Here is a 24,455-nt window from a genome sequence, read left to right on the forward strand (position 1 = left end):
CGTTTTAAAAGGTCTGTTCGAAGTTGCGGAGATAAAATTTTATTCATAGAGCTATACTTGACATAGTTTATGAGAGAATGCACGGAAAATCATGTAAGAGGGGTATATTTGCTTTGGGCGATTTTCCACAGGACACCGTTATTGTTGTTATTGCCATTTTGACTGGAGTGTCTCTGTGATTAAAAATGTTGGAGGTGTGTATGTAGATATATAATTGTGTTAAGTGTAACTAAAATTAAAAAGGATATTTTATGATTAGTATTGGAAAATTAGCGGAAAATCAACGTAACAAAGATTTGTTCCAGAATATATATGATGAAACAGAAATGACGATATTGTGTTTTAAACAAGAAATAAAAGATTCATGCGGAAATGATATTGGAAATGAAAGTTTTGATATCACAAAACTAACAATTGATCACGTTGTTGAATTAAATGAGTTGTGGATACGTGATTGGGGTGACGATTTGGGTAGTTTGGAACAGAATTTGAGAAATTTAATAAACATCAATCAACCCATTGTTTCTGAAATGGCACGGGTTGTTTATGATCAGTTGAATTCGTTATTAAAGTGTAAAATGACGATTGATCACGAAAAATGGAGGGAGGTTCTTAAAAGAATTGTGGAGCTTGAAAAATTTCTTTTAAAGCCCTTAACGGTTTTTTAATAATCCTCAATCTAGACTAAAGAATATCACTCTAGATCGAGATTTTCTTATGAAAATATTTAGTCAACTTTTGGTTCTCATAATGGGATGGGGGACATTGGCGACGGCAGCATCTAGCGATGGTTTGCAAGCGCAGGATGATCTGAAGCTTCTGATTCCCGTGCAATATAAACCCTGTATCGAGATGTTATATAAAATAGGGGATTTTGAAAATAAGCTCACCCTTCGTGAATCTGTAGAATTAATCCGTGAACAGACGAATCTTATAGGGCAATTCAACCAAGATAATCAATCTCCATTTTATGAATACATTGAACAGCAGCAGCCAATTTTGTTGACTGAAATCAACCGATTAGAGGAATTGTTCCAGGAAAAAAGGAAAGAGTTTAATTTAAAAAAACGAGATGACTTAAGATTCAAGGATCCTTGTTTTTTGCAGGTTTATCAGTGTCTTTATTCTCGAGCGCTGGATTTTAATGACCCGAGAAAAAGAATACCCAACGAAAGACATTTAAGGGAAGGTTGGGGGCAATATTGGGATATTGGGGGTTGTTATGAATTGCTTCCCTATTCACAGCCCTTTCATTTGCCAGAAATGATATCACTCAATACTCATAAAATTTTGCATATGTATTTTATAGGTCATTTTCTGGATCGACTATGGCAAGATGCGTTCGGTGAATCAAGAAGGCGTCTTCCTGATGTTGATTTATATGGTGACGAACCCTTTGTTGATGTTTTTGACAAAACCCATAGAAAGGCAAAGTATCTGCTGCGTTGTGGAAAGAAAGTGTTTGATTATGTTCGGGCGATGAAACCCTATATTGACTATGCAACGGATGACGAGATTCGCGAGCATTTGACGGATTACCAAGGGCAATCGCATGGTAAACTTCCAGAATGGGCATGGTGATTATGCCCAATCTAAATTCGACGTAACCCCCGCCAAAATCCTTATTGCGCCTGGTGTCTTAAGGCCTGGATTGCTTTGTCGGGCTTCGCCCTCCGCGCAAAGACGTCGTTGCGAGGAACGTAAGAGACGAAGCAATCCAGGATTATCTGGGAAAACACAAGGTTTTTGGGGATTGTTACGTCGAACTCAGGTTAATTACTGAACATGATTTGGTGTACGCCTTTTAAAAACGCTTTTCCGGCATAAGGCGATAATCCTTGTTTCGTCAAATTTGCAAGATATTCCGGATGATCGATTGTTCCGTTCGTGATCAGCGCACGCAATATGTTGCTGTTAAGTTCTTGAGAAATTATGCTGTCATCTTCTGATGTCGTTGCTATTGCCGTGTGAAGGCCTTTCTCCATAAATTTATGGTTAAAAATTTCATATTCATGAGACCAAATACTCTTATCACAACACCATTAGTCTAAGAAGCAAAAACACTCAGTTATCGTTTGTGTTTATAATCCTATTTTAGATTATAGTCAAGAACATTATGACTACCTGTGTGTTCATTTTAAATTTTCATCATTTTACATAAAATTTAGGAGCCTTAATTATGGCAAAACTTTATTGTGCGTGGGCAAAGCCCGGTGATGCGTTTGATCCGGCGATACATTTGCGCGAAGATATCAAGATTTTTTCGTTGTCGATTACTCAGCGCGAGGGGGAGGTGGCGATTGCCAGAATTCTGGTGTGCCAGAAGGAGGCGATGGCTGATGGGGGTCTGTGGGCGTTTTTCTCGTGGCAGGATGACGACGGGATAACGTTGTTGTTTTCGGGAAAGCGTGTTGGATTCCCCCGGGGAATATCCAAAAGTGTGGCGTTAAAGGACCTGACAGAAATTGAGTTTTCAGCAGAGCCGATTGACGCACAACAGCAATTGGGTGTGATGGCGGAATCATTAAAAGTGAGGCCATTTTATGATGATTTGTTCATCCTCGGCAGAGATCAGAATCCGGTTAATGTGCTGGAGGCGCGAACGACATTGTTTTGTTGGGATCGGGCTAGTGGGCGATTGGGATTGTCGGATATCTTTCAGGGGGCACGGGTTCGTGACCTTGGTTCCCATATTCTGTCTGATAGTTTGAAAATTTCATTGGGGGATGTTCCCCTTGACAGTGTGTCGGTTGAGCTGTCAGCCGAATGGATTCAATGCGGCCAGGGGGATGTTAATATTTATCCCCGGATTGCACGCGCTTTTCCAAAGGGGTTGGTCAATACGCTGACACCCAAACAAATGCAAAACGATTGGCCAAAGGTTGGGGATAAAATCGGGCCAGCGCTTTCCAGAAAGCAAAGTGGCTATCAGGTGGTGGCCAGTAGTTTGAGGCTGATGCATCCACCATCAACGGGCGTTTTGGGGATTTATCCGACGGTGACGCCAGAAGTTACTGTTTTTGATGGGAGAGAGAAAAAGGCGGTGCGTTTGCGGCGGTCATGGTTCAGGGGGGAATTGGTTCTGCATTGGATTTATCGGCAGAAAAGACGGGAGGTTGTGCATTTTGTGGTGCGGCAAAATACTCAGCTGAGTGGAAAAATCAAGGCAGCGCACAAAACGTTAAAGATTGGGCTGCAGGCAATTGACCAGGATGGCAAGGGGGATGGCAATGGGGATGGTAAAGCCAGTTTCTTTATAACCGACAGAGGGCGTCAGGCGGTCGAGCATGCCATGGAGGTTGCGCGGGCTCATTTAGCCTTTTCAGCGCGGTGCATTGAGGTGGAATTCCAGGTTCCGTTTGATCGGGTCAAGGATATTAGCCTGGATGAGTCAGTTTCAATCGTGGCGCCACAAATCCCAGGAGGGAGGTTGGTTGGCAAGGTTATCGACTATAGGTTGGGGATGGCCGCTGATAAAATGATTGGATGGATCCGGTTGGGGGTGGCGCCTGGGGTGGAGAATTCTGTGAAGGAGGCGGGGAATTTGCTGGAGGTTGGTTGTTATGCGGAGTCTGATTATAGTGTTGATGGAGATTTTTGTGGTGTTACACCCGGTGGGATTGTTTATGAAGAGTACAGAAACCAGCAACCAACGGAGGGGGTTCTGTGTCCGCAAAACCTGACGGTGCATGACATTGTGGAGGATGTGCGGGTTTCGGGAGATGCCGAGGAGCAAACGCGTTTTCTGGTGCAGAATCAGTATCCAGTTTTGGATGATGCCCGGGCGGAGGTATTTAGGCAGCCGACCGCCCTGGATGTGCGGTTGAAGGATTTGCGCACAACAGATGTTGCGGAACATCATATTGATGTTACCGTTGTTGGGTTTTGGTCGGCCCCGCAACAGATTCAGTTGCATCATGGGACATTTTAAAATTTGCATTAGTATCTAAAAGTAGTATATAAATAATGTAGGATTGGTATTAACGTGACAAATATTGTTACTGGTACCACCAGCATTCCAGTTATATCAAGATAATCTCGTATTATACTATTTTCACAAATTATTAGTGAGCTTCCTGGATGGCCACGTCGCCTTCGTCGGCTCGCCATGCCGTACGTCATTGCGCGGAGGGCATAAGCCCGACAAAGCAATCCAGGAATCATCCCAAACTCATGAAGATTTATTGAAAATGGTATTATTTTGGTTCGTCTCAAAAATTCCCCTCAGCATTTATCAAATGCCCGAGCTATATGCTTTTTGGGATTTCTTTTGTTGGGACGCCGGTTTGAATGCAGAAAAAATAAATTAATTAACAATCAATCAAGGAAGATAGCAATGAGGCAAAAATGGAAATATTGTGTAGATATAATGTGTGTAGCGAGCTTTTTATTGTCGATTGAGGATGGGTGTGCCATTCAAGATGGTGTTGAGGATTCAGAGAGCAGTCAAGTTCGTGCAGCGGATTTTGTTGTACTGAGGGCCCAGGAAAAATGCTTGAAGAAGGTTTGTGTAGCTATAGATTCGGCACTTGGAAGCATGGTGATGCATGAATTTCCAGTGCTGAAGGATGAATCGGATAAAAGGCATGAGAAGATTAGGCCCATGTTGGAAAGATTTTTGCCTGAGGAGATGGATCATGATGACATAACGGATAAAAAATCCGACAACAGTGCGACAGGTCCCATTGTGTCATTTTTTAGTTCGATTTTCGATAAATTAGGAAAATTCGTGTTGAGTGGTGCACAATGATAACTTGTAAGGCTGGTTTTTAGCACTCATTATTTATACCAGTCTATGGACAGTTCGTTGATTAGTGTTTTTTAGAGTACAGGGGGTGAATTATCACGTCCGCGTGCGAATCTGGATTTGAAGAGAATATCGAAGTTTTCAAATATACTCCATTCTTTGTTGTATGACTGAGCCTCTTTATTTCGTTTTACAACAGAATCGATAGCATCCAGTGTATTCTGATTAAGATCATTGTATTGCGCAATTCTGAGGCATTGTAATGTCGTGTTGTGATCCTGGATAGATTTTAAAATTATGCTTCCGCTATCATCATTCATAAAATTACATTGAATATCCAGCTCTAGTAGAGATCTGTTTGTTTTTAACATATTGGCAATATGTTTTATCCAACCAAAATGAATCGGAAAGTTTTCAGGGTCGCCCATATGGATGCCACGAAGGGTTAATCTACGTAGATTTTGGTTGCTTGCAAGAAAGAATTGTATGGGGTCAAGTCCCGCTTCACTCGTTCTGGAGCAAGTAAGGTGAAGATCGGTCAGGGTGGTATTGTTTCTAAAAGATTCAGCAATGATGTTTTCCCCCTCCTCATTTAACTCATTTCGGAAGAGACACAGCGAATTTAGAGTGTGATTATCTTTTAGTGACCCCGCAATGGACACTGCGGACGGAGTGTTTATTGGCGTAAAGGCCAAATATAAATGAGTCAGGCTTGCATTCATTAGCAAATCCCCAATCGCTTCCCCAATAGGTCCAATATTCTTACAGGCGAAAAAATTAAGCTCAGTGAGCGTTGTATTATGCCGCAAGGCTTCTGCAACCGCAGTCGCGGATTCATCCGTAAACTGAACATTCCAAAGACCCACTGTTGTGACAGATGGGTTCCTAAGGGCTGCCACGAGGGGGTTCGTTAGTCGATCAGCATCCTCAATCGGATCCACGCAGTCGATAAATAATCCTGTGATCAGGGATGAATTTAGAAGCTCTTCGTTTAAGAAACGTTCATGTGTTTTGTTGATAAAATCAAGCGAATATTGGCCATTGTCGCTTTTGATTCTGTCTGCCCATTCTCTGTGATCAACAAAGTCGATCATGCGACGCCCGATCGCCATTCCAACTCTTTCCAATAAACCAAAATTATAAATACTGGCAGTGTGTCCAATCGTGCTTGTCACGAGAAGGAGGAGTGTTAAGCGGGCGAGGAAATTCATGGGATTGCGATACCAGTGATGCGGTGCTGTATCTGTGATTGTGAGGGGGAATGGTTAATAAAGCCTTAAGAGAATGGGGAGAGGGGGTGGTGTGGGTGGAGAATTATCAAATCAACATTTAATCAAGGAGGATAGTGATGAGACAAAAATGGAATTATAACGTAAGCATAATTTGTGCAGTGAGTTTTTTGTTGGCGATTGAGGATGGGTGGGCGGCCCAAGAGGTTGAAGATGTGGTTGACGATCGTGGTTATATGTTTGCTTGTGTTTTGGCGAAAGTTCAAGAAAATGGTAAAAAACAAAATGCAAGAGCAGTGGAATTGGCACTTGAGAGTATTTATTCGTGCCAGTGTTCCCTTGATAAAAAAAAGTCAGATGAGAAACAGGAAAAATGTGGTTATATGCCAGAAAGTTTTCTATTGGGACGAATAAATGATAATGGCGCGGTTGACAAAAAACCTGATGAGAGACCGGATGAAAGCGTAATTCTTTTGAATGTGTCATTCTTCGGCTCGCTTTACACTAAGCTGATGAAATTTATACCAAGCAATATGGCTTCTGGCGATAACGATTAAGGAGTTATTTTGGATTCAAAAAAGAGGATTCCACGGGAAAAGTTATTTTTCCACGTCCCCGCATATGTCTTGTTTTATACATAAAGTCAAAACAGCTGAATGGGTTCCCTTCCTCATATGATTTTCCATTCTTGTTTCTTTCTATAGCAGCACTAATGGCTTGTTCTATATTTTCGTCCATGAGGTTACCACCCTCAACCTTGAGACATTGTACTGTCATATTGTGATCCGTGATGGCATTCAAAATCATGATGCCTGTTTCATTGTCTATCGCGTTGTTTTGAATATTCAGCTCTAGTAATGATGTATTTATTGCCAGCATGCTTGCAATACGTTTTATATAGTCAAGTTCGACACGGTGACCACAAAGAGTTAGTTTAAGTAATTTTGGATTATGTTCAAGCATATTTGCAATAAACATCAATTCTTCCGTCCCTATAAGATTGGCTCCAAAATGAAGCTCGGTCAAAGTGGTATTGTCTTTAATGGATCTGGCTATTTTGTTTGTGTCATCTATGTCTAATCCATTTTTCATAATATACAGTGAGCGTAAGGACTGATTGGTTTGGAGCGATTCAGCTATGGCTATTGCGGATGGGGTATTTATTGGCGTCCAATTCAAGTACAGCTGTGTTAGGTGCTCTCTCCGTAATAAATCCCCAATCGCCTCCCCCATAGGTCCAATATTCTTACAGGCGAAAAAGCTAAGCTCAGTGAGCGTTGTATTATGCCGCAAGGCTTCTGCAATCGCAGTGGCGGATTCATCTGTAAACTGAACATTCCAAAGACCCACTGTTGTGACAGATGGGTTCCTAAGGGCTGCCACGAGGGGGTTCGTTAGTCGATTAGCATCCTCAATCGGATCCACGCAGTCGATAAATAATCCTGTGATCAGGGATGAATTTAGAAGCTCTTCGTTTAAGAAACGTTCATGTGTTTTGTTGATAAAATCAAGCGAATATTGCCCATTGTCGCTTTTGATGCTGCTTGCCCATTCTCTGTGATCAACAAAGTCGATCATGCGACGCCCGATCGCCATTCCAACCCTTTCCAATAAACCAAAATTATAAATACTGGCAGTGTGTCCGATCGTGCTTGTCACGAGAAGGAGGAGTGTTAAGCGGGCGAGGAAATTCATGGGATTACGATACCAGTGATGCGGTGCTGTGACTATGAGTGTGGGGGTGAATGGTTAATAAAGCCTTAATGGGATTTGAGGGGAGAGGGGGCTGGCAAAAAATTAGCAAATTAACTTTTAGTTAAGGAGGATAGTAATGAAGAAAAAATGGAAATATTGTGTAAGCGTGATTTGTGCAGTGAGTATTGTGTTGCCAATTGAGGATGGGTGGGCGGCCCAAAGGGGTGTTGAGGATTCAGAGAACCGTCAAAGTCGCGCAGCGGATTTTATTGTACTGAGGGCCCAGGAAGGGGCTCGGAAAAAAGTTGAGATGGCAGAAAAAACGGCACAAGAGAGCACGGTAAAGCATGAGTTTCCAATATTGATGGAGGTATGGAGTAAAAGGCATGACGAATTCCAGCCCATGCTGGACAGATTTCTTTTGGAAAGGGTGGATCGCGATAAAATAGTCGGCAAGAAATCCGACGAAAGCATTACGCTTTCTGTTACGTCATTTTTTGGCTCCATTTCTGATAAATTGGAAAAATTTATTCTGGGGAAATAGATCCCTTATTGTAATATTTTAATCCTTTTGTTTGTACTATTCTGAGGGGATAGGCTAATCCTTAATCAGAAGTTTTTTAGAGTAACGGAGGCGGGATGATGCCACGTCCGCGTTTAACCCTGGATTTAATGAGCACATTAAAGGATTTAAACAGATCCCATGCTTTGTAGGGCTGTTTCCCCCTATTCCTTTCTATAGCAGCATGTATGGCTTTTATTGTGTTTGGGTTAATATTGTTCTCTTCTTCGATTCCCAAGTATTGTAATGTTGTGTTGTGGTCCTGAATTGATCTTAAAATGAAATCCCCTTCCTCATCATCAAAGGAATGACATCGAATATCTAATTCCAACAATGACTTGTTTATTTTTAATATTTCGCAAATCTCTTTTAAACAAGGGAAACAAATAATGTTGTACATAATATGATATTTACGTAAATTCGGATTATTTGCAAGAAAGTCGACAAGCGATACCAGGCCATGACCTCCTATGTTATTAGATCCAAAACAGACTTCTGTTAGAATGGTGTTGGTTTCAATAGATTTGACGATAGCATCGGCTTCTTCTTCTTTCAGCCAATTCCGGAAGAGACACAGCGAATTTAGAGTGGTGTTGGTTTTAAGCGACCCCGCAATGCCTAGTGCTGCCGGGCTATCTATTGGTGTAAAGGCCAAATATAAACGAGTCAGGCTTGTGTTTATTAACAAATCTCCAATCGCCTCCCCAATAGGTCCAATGTTTTTGCACGTAAGAAAGCTAAGCTCAGTGAGCGTTGTATTATGCCGCAAGGCTTCTGCAACCGCAGTGGCGGATTCATCCGTAAACTGAACATTCCAAAGACCCACTGTTGTGACAGATGGGTTCCTAAGGGCTGCCACGAGGGGGTTCGTTAGTCGATCAGCATCCTCAATCGGATCAACGCAGTCGATAAATAATCCTGTGATCAGGGATGAATTTAGAAGCTCTTCGTTTAAGAAACGTTCATGTGTTTTGTTGATAAAATCAAGCGAATACTGACCATTGTCGCTTTTGATGCTGTCTGCCCATTCTCTATGATCAACAAAGTCGATCATACGACGCCCGATCGCCATTCCGACCCTTTCCAATAAACCAAAATTATAAATACTGGCAGTGTGTCCGATCGTACTTGTCACGAGAAGGACGAGCGTTAAGCGGGCGAGGAAATTCATGGGAGCTGTCTTTATATTTGGGATCTTATCATTCAGCTTGCCATGTAACGTATTAAAAATTAGTTAAGGGTATAAAAGCTTGATCATAAAGGAGAAACTATGCGATTTCAAAAAAATTTACGAAACAAGAGAGACTATCCATCGGGGTATCGGGCATTTAATGCCGGGACCATCAATAGTGACGAGCCGGTTTTTAAGATTGGAGATTCAACCAATTTTTGTTCTGAGATTAACGATGGGTATGGTTTGCCAGATACATTTGCAGTGCGGGCGGAAATTCATCCTGGTGCAAGGGATCCAGGATTGGTTGAGGCGATTTTTGAGTATGGAGGGCGTCAGCTGGCGCCGGTGCGGGTTTATGACGGCCAAACAGCGCTGGAGAGATATGGGGGTCATGCGGCTGTGCGTTTGTTGTTTAAGGAGGTTATTACAGAAGATGAATCTTTGGCGGAAATAGCTAGCAAAAATTTGGTGCCAGGACAGGTCATTTTCGAAAAAGAATTTATCACTCAAGTTAACAGAACAATCCTTTTGAAGCAGGAAATCAAAAACAAAAAAGCAGTCTTTGATCCACCGGGGGATATTTCTGGTCATGATGTGGTTCAGCCTTTGTGGGGGTACGGTGGGTATTGTCGTCCAGGTTGTGGGTTGGCCGATATCGAACAGATTTTTTTCATACCGATTATTGATGGAATGAAGACGGGTCTGCATTTAACAAAAATATCCGCCTGGATAGCGAGGGGCGCGCGCCCGGTGCCAAGGACATATCAGGCCGGCGCTTTTTTTATGGATGATGTAGCAGAAGAGCAGGGATTGAGTTTGGTTGGGTCCATCGAAAAAGGAAATTCTCGACTGACATTCCAAATAGGAACTGATGAGAGTGGCGAATTTTGCGTGGAACAGTACCGGTCATTTGCGATTCGCCAACATGATCCGGCGACAAATTTTGTGGAGATTAATTTTAGAAGAGGGGAATAAAGATGCCAATTATTTATAGGGCCATCAAAGGGGCGCCGTTAACGATTGAGGAAATGGATGAAAATTTTGCTCAGCTGGAAAGGCGGATCGCCATTTTAGAAACAACGCCGCCCAACGCGGAGGGGATCAAGGAGGTGCGACAAGCCGGGGAGCAGATTACCGTGATGGGAACATCAGGGGGCGTTTTGGGGGTTGTGTCGTTACCAAAATTCCTGCCTGTGCCGCGCGGGGAATGGCAGGGTAATACGCGCTATTTTTATGGGGATTGGGTGACGACAGGGAGGGCGCTGTATTTTTGTACTGCCCATCATATGAGTGCGGTGTTTGTTGAACAAAAGGAATTTTGGCAAATTTTATTACAAGGGGATTAAAATGGTTACAAAAAAAGATATCGATATTTTGGCCAGAACAATTTATGGGGAAGCACGCGGGGAATACGATCGTCCCAATGGAGGGTTGGCGTCGTTCATTGCGGTTGCCAATGTGGTGATGAATCGGGTGACGCAGCAAACGTGGTTTGGGCGGAGCATCGGGGAGGTTTGTCAAAAGCCATGGCAATTTTCGTGCTGGAATTTAAATGATCCGAATTGTCTGCTGATCCAAAACGTGACTTTGGATGATGGTTTATTTGTGGCGTGTCAGGGGGTAGCAGAGGCGGTGGCCGATGGGCACTGGCCAGATATCACAAAGGGATCCGACCATTATTACAGTCAATCTTTGAAGCAGCCGCCAAAGTGGTCAGTTGGGCGGACGCCGAAATTATCACTGGGTCATCATATTTTTTACACCATAGGAGGGTAATCATGGCATTTCCATTAATAGCTGCTGCCATGGGGTTGGCTGAATTCGCCCCAGTTATTGCCCGTTGGTTGGGCGGGAGCCAAGCAGAAAGTGTTGCGGCCCAAGTTGTGGATTCGGCAAAGCGTGTCACCGGAATGAGTGACCCAGTCGATGCGATACGGACGCTGCATGAAAATTCATTGTTGGTCGCGGAATTTCAAAAAGCTGTTTTATCCATGGAGGCGGAGCTAGAGTTGTCTATGCTGCAGGACAGGCAAAATGCGCGATATCGGGATATTGCTATGGCGCAGGCGGGGCGATCGAATACGCGGGCCGATGTGATGGTTGTTTCTGCCGCCATGGGGTTGATCATGTGTCTGTTTTCGTTGGCATGTTATTCTGAGAATTTGCCCGGTGAGGCGGTTGGGATTATATCGACTGTAGCGGGGATATTTGGTGCATGCCTTAAGGATGCGTATGCGTTTGAGTTTGGATCATCAAGGGGGAGTAAGGAAAAGGATTCGACCATGGCGGCCGTGATCAAGAATGCGGGGATGTGAGGGTTTAAAAGTAAAAATGCAGTGGTGAAATTAATTAAAATAAACAAGGAGATTTTTATGATCAGTGTGCTGAAATTAGAGAGAAGAGAGATGGATGAGGAAATTTTGCGGATTGTGTATATGGAATTACTTGGATCAATATTTCGTTTTAAGCAAGAAACAGGGGATTTATGCAATAACAACTATAATAACCAAGATTTTGATTGTAAAAGATTGACGATTGATATTGTGGCTCAATTAAAGAAGCAGTGGATACATAATAAGTTTTTAGGGACTGCCAACTTGAAAGACAATCTAGAGAATTTAATGGACACAAATCAACTCATTATTTCTGAAATGGCACGCAGTATTCATCATGCATTAAATTCGTTATTCGGATGCGCGATGACAATCGATCATGGCGAATGGGAGGAGGTCCTTAAAAGAATTATAGAGCTCGAAAGATTGGGTAATGAAAAAATTTTTCAAACTCGTTAACGGTTTTTTAATAATCCTCGATCTAGGCTAAAGAATATCAACCTGGATCGAGGCATTTTTTATGAAAATTGTAATTCAACTTTTGGTTTTGGTGATGGGGTGGGAGACACTGGCATCGGCAGCATCCGATGATACTTTGCAATCACGTGATGATTTAAAGCTTTTGATCCCAATTCAATATAAGCCATGCATCGAATTACTGGATAGGCTGGGGGATTCTGAAAGTACGATTACCCTCTGTGACTCCATACCATTAATACATGAGCAGGCGGAACTGATATCCTGTTTTAAGAAGGACAATAAATCACCATTTTATTCGTATATCGAACAACAGCAGCCAATTTTGGCCAATGAAATGAATCAACTGGAACAATTACATAGGTCGGAATCAGGACCCGGGGACGAGGAATATGAACAACAAGAACTTGAGAGTCCATCCAGTCTTTACAAGGCCTTTAGATGTCTTCGTACTCAGGCCATAGATCTTAACGTTCGGAGAGTGGATATAGATAGTGAGGCGCACTCAAGTATTCTCCTTGGTCAGTATTTTTGTATTATGGATTGCTATGAGACACTTCTTTGTTCTCAGCCATTTCATTTGCCTGAAATTATATCGTTGAGTGCGCATAAAATTTTATATATGTGCTGTATTAGCCCTTTGCTGGACAGGATACGAAGCGGTATTAGTCTCAATGCGCTTTGGTCTTTTCGCGGTCTTGATGTGAATAGCAACAAACCGTTTATTCAGGTCTTTGACGAGAATGAGAGGGGAATGAATGCTTACCGGCTTTGTGGTAGCAAAATATTTGGTTATGTTCGGGCGATGAAACCCTATATTAAGTATGCAACAGATGATGAAATTCGTGGATATTTGACGGAGTATCAAGGGAAAAGGGATAATATTCCGCCATGGCGACAGTGGTGATTCAGAGCGTAGTTGGATTGTGAGGAATATCCACGTTTTCCGACGAAAATAGACATAAAAACGCAGCAATTAAAAAATCATCGCTGTTATCGGGCATCGTTTGTAATCTTTTGTGAACAATGATGAAAGGTCATTTTCTTCATGAAATTTGTAAATTCGGGGGAATCACCAATGCTGAGTGTGTGTTGTTAGCATGAACAGGATGCTTCTTGTTACCATGATGATGGCTTTGAGTGCGTGCAATCCGTTTTGGCCTGCAAAGCCAGATTCTGAAAAAATCGTTAAATCTGGTTGGGCCGAAAAGGGGCAAGCTTATGATCCGCCACCATTATATTGTTACAAAACACTTGGGGATCCAGTTTGTTACGCGTATCCGTTGGAGGGCGGAGAGAGTCGGTTGGTTGGAAAGACCGAGATGAATTTTTGATTATGCTATTTTCACAAATGATTAGTGAGTTTCCTTGGTGGCTGCGTCGGACTTCGTTCGCTCGCCATTGATGGCCCTTTGTACGAGGAGAGCAAGGCCCGATGGGACTATCCAGAAAACGCAACCACATGCCACCATCAAAACTCAACAGCCTCATCGGGCATGGCCACTGGTGCCGGGGTTTCAAACAGCTGAATGGGGGACTGCGGCATAAGGGTTGATATGGCATGTTTGTAAATCAGCTGTGAATGCCCATCGCGTTTCAATAAAACAGTACAGCTATCAAACCAGGTGACGACCCCCTGCAGCTTAACACCATTAATAAGAAAAATTGTTAAGGGGGTTTTTGTTTTGCGAACATGATTCAAGAATATATCCTGAATGTTAATTGGTTTATCGTTTGCCATGGTTATTTTTCCTTGTTGTTTTTATTTTTATTAGGCTTTGTCCCTAAACTCCATAGCACACAAGGCACCTCCCGTCACCCACGTCATCCCGTGGCTTGACCACGGGACCCATGTATTCCGCTGTGGATCCCGTGGTCAAGCCACGGGATGACGGGGGTGATTCTTATAAACCGACAAGAAAAAGACGGGTATATCACTCGGGTTCTGCGGTATTTAGAGTTCAGGGACAGAGCCTATGCGTGAATATAATAGAACTAATAACTCCACAATAACAGGGCAATGATCGGCCCTACAAGCATGCTGATGACCAAAATCTTTTTAATCAAAAGTTTTCGGGGTATTGTATTGTCGTTTGCAGCCCGATTCATAACGGTATATGCGGTATAGACGCTGCGATAATTCATGGCTTTATGACCCTCTTTCGCTGATGGGGGTGAAATCCCGTTCTTTTTGTCCACAATAAAGCTGACGGGGGCGACCAATCTTTTGCAAGGGGTCGGCGATCATCTCCTGCCATTGTGCAACCCATCCAACCGTTCGTGCAATAGCAAAAAGAACCGTAAACATCGACGTTGGAATTCCCATCGCCCGGAATATAACGCCCGAATAGAAATCCACATTTGGGTATAGCTTTTTCTTTACGAAATACTCATCTTCCAGGGCGATTTTTTCAAGTGCCATTGCTAGTTTTAACAGGGGATCATTCTTGATGCCCAGCTCGTGCAGCACTTCATGGCAAGTATCTTTCATTATCTTTGCCCTGGGGTCATAGTTTTTATAAACCCGATGTCCGAATCCCATCAAACGGAATGGATCATTTTTATCCTTTGCTTTGCTGATGAATTCGGGAATCCGACTGACATCCCCAATTTCCTGAAGCATATTGAGGACCGCTTCGTTCGCGCCCCCATGCGCTGGCCCCCACAGGGCTGCAATACCCGATGCAATGCAGGCGAACGGATTTGCCCCACTTGACCCCGCCAATCGAACCGTTGATGTGGATGCATTTTGTTCATGATCGGCATGAAGGATTAAAATACGATCCATGGCCCTGACCAGGACAGGATTAATCACATACTCCTCACAAGGGACAGCAAACATCATGCGCAGGAAATTGGCTGAATAACACAAGTTATTGCGCGGGTAAATAAAGGGCTGACCCAGAGAATATTTATACGCAAACGCAGCCAGTGTTGGCATTTTTGCAATTAAACGGAAAGAGGCAATTTCCCGTTGTCGTGGATCATGTATATCCAAGCTATCATGGTAAAATGACGACAGGGCCCCAACAACACCGACCATGATGGCCATAGGGTGGGCATCCCGGCGAAATCCGCTGTAAAATCGGCTGATTTGTTCATGAACAAGGGTGTGGTGGGTAACGCCATCAACGAATTCTTTTTTTTGTGTTTCGGTTGGCAGATCGCCATAATGCAAAAGATAGGCAACCTCCATAAAATCACTGTGAAGCGCCAAATCTTGTATTGGGTAACCCCGATAAAAAAGCCGCCCTTTATCCCCATCGATAAATGTAATACTGGACAGGCAGCTTGCCGTTGACGTAAAGCCGGGGTCATACGAAAAAACACCCAGTTGTTTGTGAAGTTGGCTGATATCCAGCACATCTGGCCCCTCGCTGCCCGACAGAATGGGAAGCTGTATGGTTTTCCCATTATAGGAAAGCGTGGCATAGTTTTTGTTTGTGTTGTCATTCAAACGATGGGGCATTTGTTTTTTCCTGCGCGATTTTTCTGATTATATTTAATCATTCGTCGTCAGATGGAACAACTATTCTTTTTGGTCATTCTTTTTGATGGAGGAGGGGACAGAAAAATAGTTTATGAATCTTAATGACTTGTTAACCATTTTCGGTAAAGATTTAATTAAATCCAATATAATTTATGCAGAAGCGCACTATGTTTTTTCAGAAAAGAATCACGCCCGGACATTTTTGCGAAAGCATTGCAAATGTGGGGGCGGCCATTGCGTATACGACGTCCCTGTTTCTTTTGTCGACATCGTTTGCGTTGGGAAGTGGCAACAGTAAGTATGTTGGCAATCCCAGTGGGTTTGGCAAAGGGAGCAATAAGGGGGGGTATGTAAAATATATGGTGCAGGGGTCTCAGCCTTATGCCCCGCCCAAGCCCAAGGATGTAGTAGTAGTGCCCGTGGCTGCTCCGGTTTCTGCTGAGCCTGTTGCTGCACCTTCTGTTGAGGCTCCCCCTCCTGAGGATACCCCCCCTTCTGTGTCTATCGAAACCGGTGTTGGCTCTTCCAGTGGCGAAGGTGGTGGCGAAGGTGGTGGAACTGGTAGCGAAGGTGGCGAAACCTACTGGGGAGGCGATTTCAGCGCCTCTGAGGAGGATTTTTCGACCGATACTGGTATGTCATCCATGATGCCCATAACAATTTCTTGGGGTATCCATGAAAATGCGGCAACGACAGCCCATGCTGCGATTACATCGTCCGCTGCATACAGCAGCGGTCTGGCGAAAAAATCAAAGGACGATGAAAACGAGGACGACTCAGACGAAGACGCCCCCTCCGCCAAAAAATTCCTTGCCTTTTCCGCGGCTCGTCGGGGATCGGGGAGGGGGCCTTATGCCCCTGAATCTTTGTCAGGGTTTTCATCGGCAACCTTAAAAAACTATCAAGCCGGCGGCTATACCAGTCAAAATGCATTTAAACATATTGTCGAATCTTTGCATGGCGAGGGGGGTATAACCCTGCATGGCGAGGGCGGAGATTCTTCGCAAGCGGAGGGTGGTGTTCCAAGGCAAGCAAAATCCCTCAGGTTAAAAGTAAGTGGGGCCTATGCGCGGGGTCTAACGGATCAAATGGGTAAGAACGCGAGTTCCTCTGATGAGCATGATTCGGTTTTTATGACCCTGGATCAGTCGAGCCCAGCAACAGGACAGATTTTTGGGGTTTTGCTTGGCGGTGGATTGGGCACTTCCAAAGTCAGCAATGATGTTAATGGAAAAGGGAGCAACAAATCAGCCACAGTTGGTTTTTATTACAACCTGACCCTGCCAAAAAATATCCAATGGAGCGTTTCCGCAACCGTCACTGAGCTTTTCTCAAAAAGCAATCGCACCGTGGCTGCATCTGCATCCACGCCATCCTTTGTTGCTACAAGCCGTAACAAAACATACTCAAGCAGCGTAACCAATGGATTGTCTCATGCATTCAGCCTTACAGAGACGTTTTCATGTACCCCATCTGTTGGATTAACGTATCAGCATACGGTTCAACCAGCTTATGGCGACCGGAATGCAGGGGCGTCTTCTATTTATCATGCGGGTCAAAAAACGGATGTCTTAAAAGCCTCCGCTGGTCTTGCGGTTGAGGAAAAGATTCTAACAGAAACGCTGGATGTCAGGGTGAAATCAGCCTTTTTATACAGTTATGATGTGAACAAACAAGAAGCAAAAGCCAAGACATTCACAATCAATGGCCCACAAGCTGGAACGGTGACATCGTTGCCATCCCCAGGTAGAGGGTTGTTGTCAATAAACGGTGGCCTAGACGTGACACAACGGGGTTCCAATTGGACGTTTGGCACAACGGTTGGTGCTAGCATTCAGGATCACCGGAAATCGTATAACGTTGCCCTTAGGGTTACCAAGGTTTTTTAGGCAGGATGACGCGTTCATAAAACTAGGGTATGATTAGTTCAGTTCGACGTAAGAGTCATATCAAAACAGGACCCACCGTAGTTTTCCTTCGGCTTGACCGAAGGATCCAGCTGATAAAGATCGTTTTCTTTCTCTGGACCCTATGGTCAAGCCATAGGGAAACTCGCTTTTGTCTGGGTTTTATTGACTTGTTACGTCGAACTGAGGGTATGATTAGCGTATCTTAATGGAAAACCTGGGAAATATGGCTCAACACGTTTTACTGCCGATGGGTTTGGATCAGGCCTTTACCTATGCATTGCCTGATGGTGTGGACGTTGGTGATGCAAGGGTTGGGCAGCTTGTGTTTGTGCCCTTTCGGAAAAAGACGCAACTGGGTGTTATCTGGGGCACGGATGAATCCGCTTATGCGGGAACCGTTAAGGAAATTGAGTCTTTAACGCCGTTTTGTTTGCCGCCATTGCTGCTTGATTTTATCGACTGGGTGGCTAAATACACGATGAATCCCCGCGGGATGATCCTTAAAATGGTATTGGCATTACCGTTGGCTGAGTTTCAAAAGCTGCTTCGGGCACCCCCGCCTTGCCCCCCTGTATATCGATTTGATCAGCCTGTGCTTTTATCCCCGGCACAAAAAGAAGCGGCTGATTTTGTTATTAAGTCTGCCGGCAAATCCCAACCCATCTTGTTGGATGGTGTAACGGGTTCCGGCAAGACAGAGGTTTATTTATCAGCGATCGAGGATGTTTTAAAACGCCAAGACCAAGCTTTGGTTTTGTTGCCTGAAATTGGGTTGACGACGCAATGGCTCAAGCGGTTCGAGGATCGATTTGGCTATCCACCCCACCTGTGGCATTCTGATATTTCACTGAAACAAAAACGGCTAACGTGGCAGCGGACCCTGGCCGGGGACAGCATTGTGGTGGTCGGGGCTCGGTCGTCCCTATTCCTGCCGTTTTCAAAGCTTGGGCTGATTGTGGTGGACGAGGAACATGATCCATCGTACAAGCAAGAGGATCAAACAATTTACCATGCCCGTGATATGGCCGTTGTCCGGGCGCATTTGTCCAAGATTCCTGTTATCCTGGCATCAGCCACGCCATCATTGGAATCCTTTTCCAACGCGCAAAAAGGGCGATATCATTATCTAACGCTGGGGGATCGCTTTGCGGGTGCAATGTTGCCATCAGTTTCCGTTGTTGACATGCGCCAACAGCATAAAGCTCACTGGATATCGGCTCCCATTTTTCATAAAATTAATGACCGTCTTCTTAAAAAGGAACAAACTTTACTGTTCCTCAACCGGCGCGGGTATGCTCCTCTGACTTTGTGTCGGGAATGCGGACACCGTTTTATGTGCCCAGCCTGTGCATCATGGTTGGTTCTGCATAAAATTTATCATAACTCGACCGAAAATTTGCGATGCCATCATTGTGATTATTATCAGCCCCTGCCAAAGGTATGTCCACAGTGCGAGAAAGCCGATTGTCTGACCATTTGTGGCCCGGGGGTGGAGCGCATTTATGAGGAGGTTCAAAAACGGTTTCCACAAGCCCGAACCCTTTTGGCCGCCAGTGATCATGTTTCAACGGCTAAAGAAATGAAAGCCATGATTGAGCAAATTCAAAATCATGAAGCAGACATTATTATAGGGACGCAGATGTTGGCCAAGGGACACCATTTTCCAAAGCTTACTCTGGTTGGTGTTATTGATGCGGACATGAGTTTGAATGGCGGAGATCTGCGGGCAGGAGAGCGAACCTATCAATTGTTGCATCAGGTTGCGGGCCGGGCCGGGCGCGAAAAGCATGCGGGGGAGGTTCTGTTGCAAACATTTCACCCCGATCATCCTATTATGCAGGCGCTTAAAAACAGTGATCGTGAACAATTTTATGCCTGCGAGCTGCAGGAACGTCAGGTTCAGACCATGCCCCCGTTTGGGCGACTTGCGGCGGTGATTTTGTCGTGCCTTGATAATGACATGGGACAGCAGGCCGCCCACAAGCTGTTTCGGACGATCCCGGCTGCGTTGCCGACTGGTGTTTCGATTTTTGGACCCGTCCCGGCACCCCTGGCGCGATTAAAGGGGCGATATCGGTGGCGCTTTCTGATCCAAGCCCCGCGGAGTGTTAGTTTGCAGCCGATTTTACAGCACTGGCTGCAAAGCGCCGGCCCCATTTCCCAAACCGTTAGGGTTAGCATCGATATTGATCCCCAAAGCTTTTTATAGGGAATACTTTGGGGTTATTTTAGGAAACAGAACATGAGCAAGGTATCTGTTCGTTTGCTTTCTGGGCAGCGGCATTAACCATCAACTGTTCGCGCATTTTCCTCATGCAATCATCATCGATATTACTATTTTTTAAAAAATATCACCTGTTGCTTGGCAGCATATTCATTTTATGGGTCATTTTACTTTCTATGATCATAAAAGAAAAATTGATATCGAGAAAATCATTGAGAAGATCGAGTTATAGGGAGTGAACTACGAAGTTTGTATTATATAAGAAATTCCGGGGTTTGGGTTTAGGATGCCTTTTAGGAAACAGTGCACGGGGAATCTGTTGGTTCGTTGCATTTTTCTTTCTGCATGGCATTACACATCAGTCGTTCACGTATTTTTCTCATGTAATCATCACTGATCTTATTGTCAGAAAGAACCAATTTGACACGCTTCGTTCTGGGAAGAATTTCAAAAAGGCTTTCGGCATCCTTGTCTTCTATTGAATTATGGCTCAGATTAAGCGAGGTGAGGCGACATTTGGGACTAGAAAGGGCATCGAAGAGACATGAACTCAGCTTTTTTATTCCATTGTGGCTCAGATTGAGCGAGGTAAGGTGACAATTGGGGTTCATAAGAGCATCGGCAAGATCTTCGACATCACTCTCACTGATACAACTATAGCTATAATCTAATGTTGTAAGTTTTGTTTTGTGAAGACAATGAAAAGGAAATTTGTGTTCAAAAAACTGACTATCTCTAAAAGACAGCGTAGTGACGCTGCAATGAGGTTCGCAAAGAGCATCAATGAAACGGCTGTTGATGGCTGTCCTATCGTCCTTGTCGTGATGGAGAGTAGCGTCCTTGCGACGAAAATAAGAGTATACTGCATAGTCACCGCAAAGAGGATCATGACTTGAATCGAAGACGACCACCACCCCAGGGGTTTCATGGTTGACAAAAAGCCCCAACTTTGTAAGTTTATAATCGGGACTGGAAAGGATATTGCAAAGTAATGAAATTGCCTTTTCGTCCAGTCTGCCGCACATAATCAGCGTAGTAAGTTTGGTCGGATCCAAGGCTGAAAGAAAATTCGTTGCGGCTATGGAATTTGGCCCCTCCCAAGAAATCATAAGTAATGAAATTGCCTTTTCGTCCAGTCTGCCACATATGTTCAGCTCAGCAAGTCTGTTTTGAGGCAAAATCAAAGAAAGCCATGTTGTGGTTTGGGAATTTTGGGTTTGATGACAAGTATCGGATATGACAGAATCTGTATCTTTAAAATCTTTACATAAAGATTCAATCTTTTCTTTTTTATCTTCATCTTCACCAATGTATTCAAGTAGATTTGATTCTTCGCAGAAAAAAAGTTCGTTGCGAGGAAACCAAGGGGGTGGATTGTGTGCAGCGTATGCGCTATCACTGCGTTTTACTACTCGTATTCTTTTTATATTATTTAGTTTATTTTGTTCACGATCTATTAATTTAAAATTATGAAAATAAATGTGATAGAACCTACAAAAATTTTTTAATCTATCAAGGGCTTCGTCGATATTTAGGTAAAATTCTTCGTGGGCTTTCTCTATAAGGTCGTGGCCCGACATGGCAGTCTTTCCGTGATCATCGTATCCCGCGTACTCGTAATATTTTTTGATGAAGCGATTACGTATGCTGGGTTCTAGTGCAAAAACTAATTCTTTGTGTGTCAACATGTTTTCCGTTTTTAAATAAAATCTTATCCCAAGGAATTTTCTTTGGATGTTTTCCAAGCTCTGTCTTGATAGCAGGATTCCCAATAACGTTTTATTTGCTGAATAAATTCCAATTGAGCTGGGGTCCAGCATTAAATTGCGTTGATATTCATCCTCGTTCTTAAGGTCTGTTAGCCACTCCTTTAAAAATTCACAAGGATCCAGTTCCATCAAACGTTTTCGAACATTTTCATGTAATGGATCGCCCATCTGTGGTAGATCAAACAAGACCGATCGAAGACAAGTTGATTTATCGCCGGTCTTTAGGTATTCTGCCGGTCCTAAGCTATGGTCATTGTCAATGGTGACAGCATAAGGATTATCTGATGAACAATCCGCCACAATGATATTGGACCCGCGACCATCTTCGGGATTGGTCAGAATGCTTGCAATAATAAGTTCTGATAGTCGTTCTGAGTCCAACTTGTATAAAGTTTCTGAAATCGCCCTGTCCATTCCCACGCCTTCGATTTCATTGGATACAAGAAATATTTCATTAATCCCCCCGGGCCTTTTTCGCATGATGACCTCTGACCATGATGTCCCCCGACCAAACAGCTGATGTATAAACATCTGAATTGCTCGCTCTATACCAGGGAGCTCCGGCCATTGTTTGAAGCACAACCCATTGGTGAATCCAACCAACCTACAACCATTTTCAAAGCTTTTGCTATCAGCTTCGCGATTTGCCCGCTTTGGTGAAAATTCACCCTCTGCATTAAAGAGAATGGAATTCGGATCTGAAATATACCTTGGACCACAACGTGTTTCAAACTGTATACAGGATGAGTCCAATGGTTTCGTAAGAAAAAAAGGTGGTTCATTTAGTAATTGGGAATGAGGGACAGAATCACAACTTTTTTCATCATATTCGAACTGTCCGTTGATGCTTGAATTTCCTGATACAGTTACACTGCTTATGCTATTGGCCCCAATAGCAGAATGTATCAGCATGAACAGAATAAGATTTGCTAATATCGTAATTGAAAACGTCAGTCTTGCAGATTTATTTATTATTTTACGATTTGTTTGCATAATTTGTTACCCTATACATTCAAAAACTCCCGTACTGAAATATACGCGGTGAAATTTATACTTCTCTGTTGTTATTTAAGCGGAAGATCTAAGAACACCTTGTGCTGCTGTCTTTTTTGATGTCTTCTGTTCTGGAATATCTGCATTGAATGTTATTTCGCAGTGTGCTGGTTGAAAATTTCGAACAGCCACCAAATACAAACAGGTAAAGAAACAAAGGACGCCAGCAATTCCAGGAAACCCAAAATACTGCCCCACAAAAAAACATCCAAACGACGTTAAAGGATACATAATCATTCGTGATAAGGCATAAGCCAAAGATGCTGATGTATAACGTCCAATAATGGGGAATGATCGAATTAAAAGCGCATCTGCCGGAACCGAACTTGGTCCAAAAATAACAAGCAACATTTGGATCATAAAAATATGTAGTGGACTTGTTGACCAGCTCGCCAGAAAAGGCAAAACCAGACCAACGCACAAAAATATCGATCCCCTGAATTTAAGAACTTTAAATGGGTAAAATCTTAACGCTGAGCGCGCCCACAAAAAAGTGAAAATCGCATCAATAATGGCAACATAAAGATTTTGGCGAATGATCTGATAACTATCAAGCCCATATTGTGATCCGAGAATACCCCCTAAATAAATAAATGTTAAGTAAAAACACATTGGTCCAATGCAATCAATCCCAACATAACACAACAAATTTTTACGATAATTTTTGGGAGCTATGATTGATGGAGCATTTTTGTCTTTGTTTCGTTCCCGTCGGCCTTTCAAAAACTCTGGCGTTTCCCTTAAATAGTTGCGCGCAATAGACCCAACAAGAGCAATGGCTGATCCGAAATAAAAAGCTGTTCGCCACCCATTAACTGGATTTAAAAAAGTCAATAAATTGGCAATTAACAAAGCAAAAACACCACCAAGGCTTGCCGAAACAATGACCATGCTTGTATAAAAATAAGACCTGGGGGGTTTCGTTATTTCGCTAATGTACACTTGGGCCCCAATGAATTCCCCAACAGAAGAAAATCCCTGCAACATACGACAGATAATCAATATAATCGATGATGCGATTCCAATCTCAGCATATCCTGGCAGAGAAGCAATCGTAAAAGAACACAATGACATCAGAAGAGTGGTGATAACGACCGTCGATTTTCGGCCATAGTGATCGCCAAGATACCCAAAAAACAAAGCTCCCAACGGTCTTAAAACATAGGTCGATGAGAACGTAAGGGTCGCCAAAAGAGAGGCCGTATAAGGATCGGAATCCATAAAAAATATTTTATTAAGGATAACGGCCATATGGATATACAGGACCAAATCAAAATATTCCAAAAACGTACCAAGCTGTATTAACGCCAACGACTTTTTTAATCTAGCATCATGCATAAAACACATCACATCCTAGGGACAATTGCCCCCACGTAACCCATTAAAATGAGATATGTCAATTAGAATTATGTAATTTTATGCAACTAAATTTTGGTGTGTCGTTTAATGTGTTTTTACAAATGTGTCCGGGTTCACATACATGTGAGACTCTGCGGCACACAGTAAAAAAGGGGGGGCGAGCGCGCCCATCAATAGCGCCGTAGCGAGCCCCCCCTTGTATAAACAAAAAAAGCCTCGAGAATAGGAATATATCAAAACACCTAAACTCAGAGGCCCTTATTATGCAAATCAAAAGACTGCATAGAAATATTTATAAACCGTATGCTTATGCTCGTACACAAGAATGTTTGGATTGTGCGGGTTCACATCAAATGAGACTCCGCTGCAGCCTCGGAACAGATATCCCGAATATACTCCATAGGTGTTAATCCCTTCAAGTTCCGATGAGGAC

24 protein-coding genes are annotated in these 24,455 nt (G+C 43.4%); 15 read left to right on the top strand and 9 right to left on the bottom strand.

All coding sequences use genetic code 11. The features are described from left to right. Positions 1-251 precede the first annotated feature (251 nt). Both NTX76_03575 and NTX76_03580 read left to right on the top strand, forming a co-directional pair. Positions 252-668 (top strand): hypothetical protein, encoded by a 417-nt coding sequence (locus NTX76_03575; GenBank protein ID MCX7338346.1) that lies wholly within the window; start codon positions 252-254, stop codon positions 666-668. 49 nt (positions 669-717) lie between these two features. Beyond that, positions 718-1,581 carry a hypothetical protein gene (locus tag NTX76_03580; GenBank protein MCX7338347.1) on the top strand — a complete coding sequence of 288 codons (864 nt, stop codon included), beginning with the start codon at positions 718-720 and terminating at the stop codon, positions 1,579-1,581. Between the two features lie 191 nt (positions 1,582-1,772). On the opposite strand, the gene NTX76_03585 is transcribed toward NTX76_03580, so the two are convergent. Beyond that, on the bottom strand, positions 1,773-1,985 hold the full coding sequence (locus NTX76_03585; GenBank protein ID MCX7338348.1) for a hypothetical protein: 213 nt from the start codon (positions 1,983-1,985) through the stop codon (positions 1,773-1,775). Between the two features lie 194 nt (positions 1,986-2,179). Between NTX76_03585 and NTX76_03590 the strand changes: the two genes are divergently transcribed. Continuing rightward, positions 2,180-3,931 (top strand): hypothetical protein, encoded by a 1,752-nt coding sequence (locus NTX76_03590; GenBank protein ID MCX7338349.1) that lies wholly within the window; start codon positions 2,180-2,182, stop codon positions 3,929-3,931. Positions 3,932-4,336: 405 nt separating this feature from the next. Further along, entirely contained in the window at positions 4,337-4,750 is a 414-nt protein-coding gene (locus NTX76_03595) for a hypothetical protein (protein MCX7338350.1), read from the top strand. Between the two features lie 71 nt (positions 4,751-4,821). On the opposite strand, the gene NTX76_03600 is transcribed toward NTX76_03595, so the two are convergent. Then, positions 4,822-5,958 (bottom strand): hypothetical protein, encoded by a 1,137-nt coding sequence (locus tag NTX76_03600; GenBank protein MCX7338351.1) that lies wholly within the window; start codon positions 5,956-5,958, stop codon positions 4,822-4,824. A gap of 137 nt (positions 5,959-6,095) precedes the next feature. On the opposite strand from NTX76_03600, the gene NTX76_03605 reads away from it, so the two are divergent. Beyond that, complete coding sequence (locus NTX76_03605) at positions 6,096-6,533, top strand: hypothetical protein (GenBank protein ID MCX7338352.1); 438 nt, start codon at positions 6,096-6,098, stop codon at positions 6,531-6,533. A gap of 4 nt (positions 6,534-6,537) precedes the next feature. Here NTX76_03605 and NTX76_03610 read toward each other — a convergent pair whose 3' ends face one another. Beyond that, positions 6,538-7,671 carry a hypothetical protein gene (locus NTX76_03610; GenBank protein ID MCX7338353.1) on the bottom strand — a complete coding sequence of 378 codons (1,134 nt, stop codon included), beginning with the start codon at positions 7,669-7,671 and terminating at the stop codon, positions 6,538-6,540. 136 nt (positions 7,672-7,807) lie between these two features. On the opposite strand from NTX76_03610, the gene NTX76_03615 reads away from it, so the two are divergent. Further along, the gene (locus tag NTX76_03615; GenBank protein ID MCX7338354.1) at positions 7,808-8,215 is read left to right on the top strand and encodes a hypothetical protein; all 408 of its coding nucleotides are present in this window, start codon (positions 7,808-7,810) and stop codon (positions 8,213-8,215) included. Positions 8,216-8,291: 76 nt separating this feature from the next. On the opposite strand, the gene NTX76_03620 is transcribed toward NTX76_03615, so the two are convergent. After that, the gene (locus tag NTX76_03620) at positions 8,292-9,404 is read right to left on the bottom strand and encodes a hypothetical protein (GenBank protein ID MCX7338355.1); all 1,113 of its coding nucleotides are present in this window, start codon (positions 9,402-9,404) and stop codon (positions 8,292-8,294) included. A gap of 99 nt (positions 9,405-9,503) precedes the next feature. On the opposite strand from NTX76_03620, the gene NTX76_03625 reads away from it, so the two are divergent. The 7 genes from NTX76_03625 (at position 9,504) to NTX76_03655 (ending at position 13,551) form a co-directional block, all read left to right on the top strand. Then, positions 9,504-10,382, top strand: a complete 879-nt coding sequence (locus NTX76_03625) for a hypothetical protein (protein ID MCX7338356.1) — start codon at positions 9,504-9,506, stop codon at positions 10,380-10,382. Positions 10,383-10,384: 2 nt separating this feature from the next. Beyond that, a complete protein-coding gene (locus NTX76_03630; GenBank protein MCX7338357.1) occupies positions 10,385-10,753 on the top strand; it encodes a hypothetical protein in 369 nt (122 codons plus the stop codon). Position 10,754: 1 nt separating this feature from the next. Further along, positions 10,755-11,183 (top strand): cell wall hydrolase, encoded by a 429-nt coding sequence (locus NTX76_03635; protein MCX7338358.1) that lies wholly within the window; start codon positions 10,755-10,757, stop codon positions 11,181-11,183. Positions 11,184-11,185: 2 nt separating this feature from the next. Then, on the top strand, positions 11,186-11,722 hold the full coding sequence (locus tag NTX76_03640) for a hypothetical protein (GenBank protein MCX7338359.1): 537 nt from the start codon (positions 11,186-11,188) through the stop codon (positions 11,720-11,722). 57 nt (positions 11,723-11,779) lie between these two features. Further along, a complete protein-coding gene (locus tag NTX76_03645; protein MCX7338360.1) occupies positions 11,780-12,199 on the top strand; it encodes a hypothetical protein in 420 nt (139 codons plus the stop codon). A gap of 61 nt (positions 12,200-12,260) precedes the next feature. After that, positions 12,261-13,124, top strand: a complete 864-nt coding sequence (locus NTX76_03650; GenBank protein MCX7338361.1) for a hypothetical protein — start codon at positions 12,261-12,263, stop codon at positions 13,122-13,124. Positions 13,125-13,317: 193 nt separating this feature from the next. Beyond that, positions 13,318-13,551 (top strand): hypothetical protein, encoded by a 234-nt coding sequence (locus NTX76_03655; protein MCX7338362.1) that lies wholly within the window; start codon positions 13,318-13,320, stop codon positions 13,549-13,551. A gap of 137 nt (positions 13,552-13,688) precedes the next feature. On the opposite strand, the gene hfq is transcribed toward NTX76_03655, so the two are convergent. The 3 genes from hfq to gltA form a co-directional block, all read right to left on the bottom strand. After that, on the bottom strand, positions 13,689-13,958 hold the full coding sequence (hfq, locus tag NTX76_03660) for an RNA chaperone Hfq (protein ID MCX7338363.1): 270 nt from the start codon (positions 13,956-13,958) through the stop codon (positions 13,689-13,691). Between the two features lie 254 nt (positions 13,959-14,212). Then, positions 14,213-14,362 carry a hypothetical protein gene (locus tag NTX76_03665; GenBank protein MCX7338364.1) on the bottom strand — a complete coding sequence of 50 codons (150 nt, stop codon included), beginning with the start codon at positions 14,360-14,362 and terminating at the stop codon, positions 14,213-14,215. Positions 14,363-14,366: 4 nt separating this feature from the next. After that, a complete protein-coding gene (gene gltA, locus NTX76_03670) occupies positions 14,367-15,686 on the bottom strand; it encodes a citrate synthase (protein MCX7338365.1) in 1,320 nt (439 codons plus the stop codon). Between the two features lie 188 nt (positions 15,687-15,874). Here gltA and NTX76_03675 point away from each other — a divergent pair, with 188 nt between their 5' ends. Continuing rightward, positions 15,875-17,596, top strand: a complete 1,722-nt coding sequence (locus NTX76_03675) for an autotransporter outer membrane beta-barrel domain-containing protein (protein ID MCX7338366.1) — start codon at positions 15,875-15,877, stop codon at positions 17,594-17,596. A gap of 244 nt (positions 17,597-17,840) precedes the next feature. Further along, positions 17,841-19,826: a primosomal protein N' gene (gene priA / locus NTX76_03680; protein MCX7338367.1), complete on the top strand. Its 1,986-nt coding sequence runs from the start codon at positions 17,841-17,843 to the stop codon at positions 19,824-19,826. 308 nt (positions 19,827-20,134) lie between these two features. Here priA and NTX76_03685 read toward each other — a convergent pair whose 3' ends face one another. Both NTX76_03685 and NTX76_03690 read right to left on the bottom strand, forming a co-directional pair. After that, on the bottom strand, positions 20,135-22,024 hold the full coding sequence (locus NTX76_03685) for a hypothetical protein (GenBank protein MCX7338368.1): 1,890 nt from the start codon (positions 22,022-22,024) through the stop codon (positions 20,135-20,137). Positions 22,025-22,678: 654 nt separating this feature from the next. Beyond that, positions 22,679-24,001 (bottom strand): MFS transporter, encoded by a 1,323-nt coding sequence (locus NTX76_03690; protein MCX7338369.1) that lies wholly within the window; start codon positions 23,999-24,001, stop codon positions 22,679-22,681. Positions 24,002-24,455: the final 454 nt, after the last annotated feature.

The organism is Alphaproteobacteria bacterium (assembly GCA_026400645.1).
Classification (GTDB): domain Bacteria; phylum Pseudomonadota; class Alphaproteobacteria; order Paracaedibacterales; family CAIULA01; genus JAPLOP01.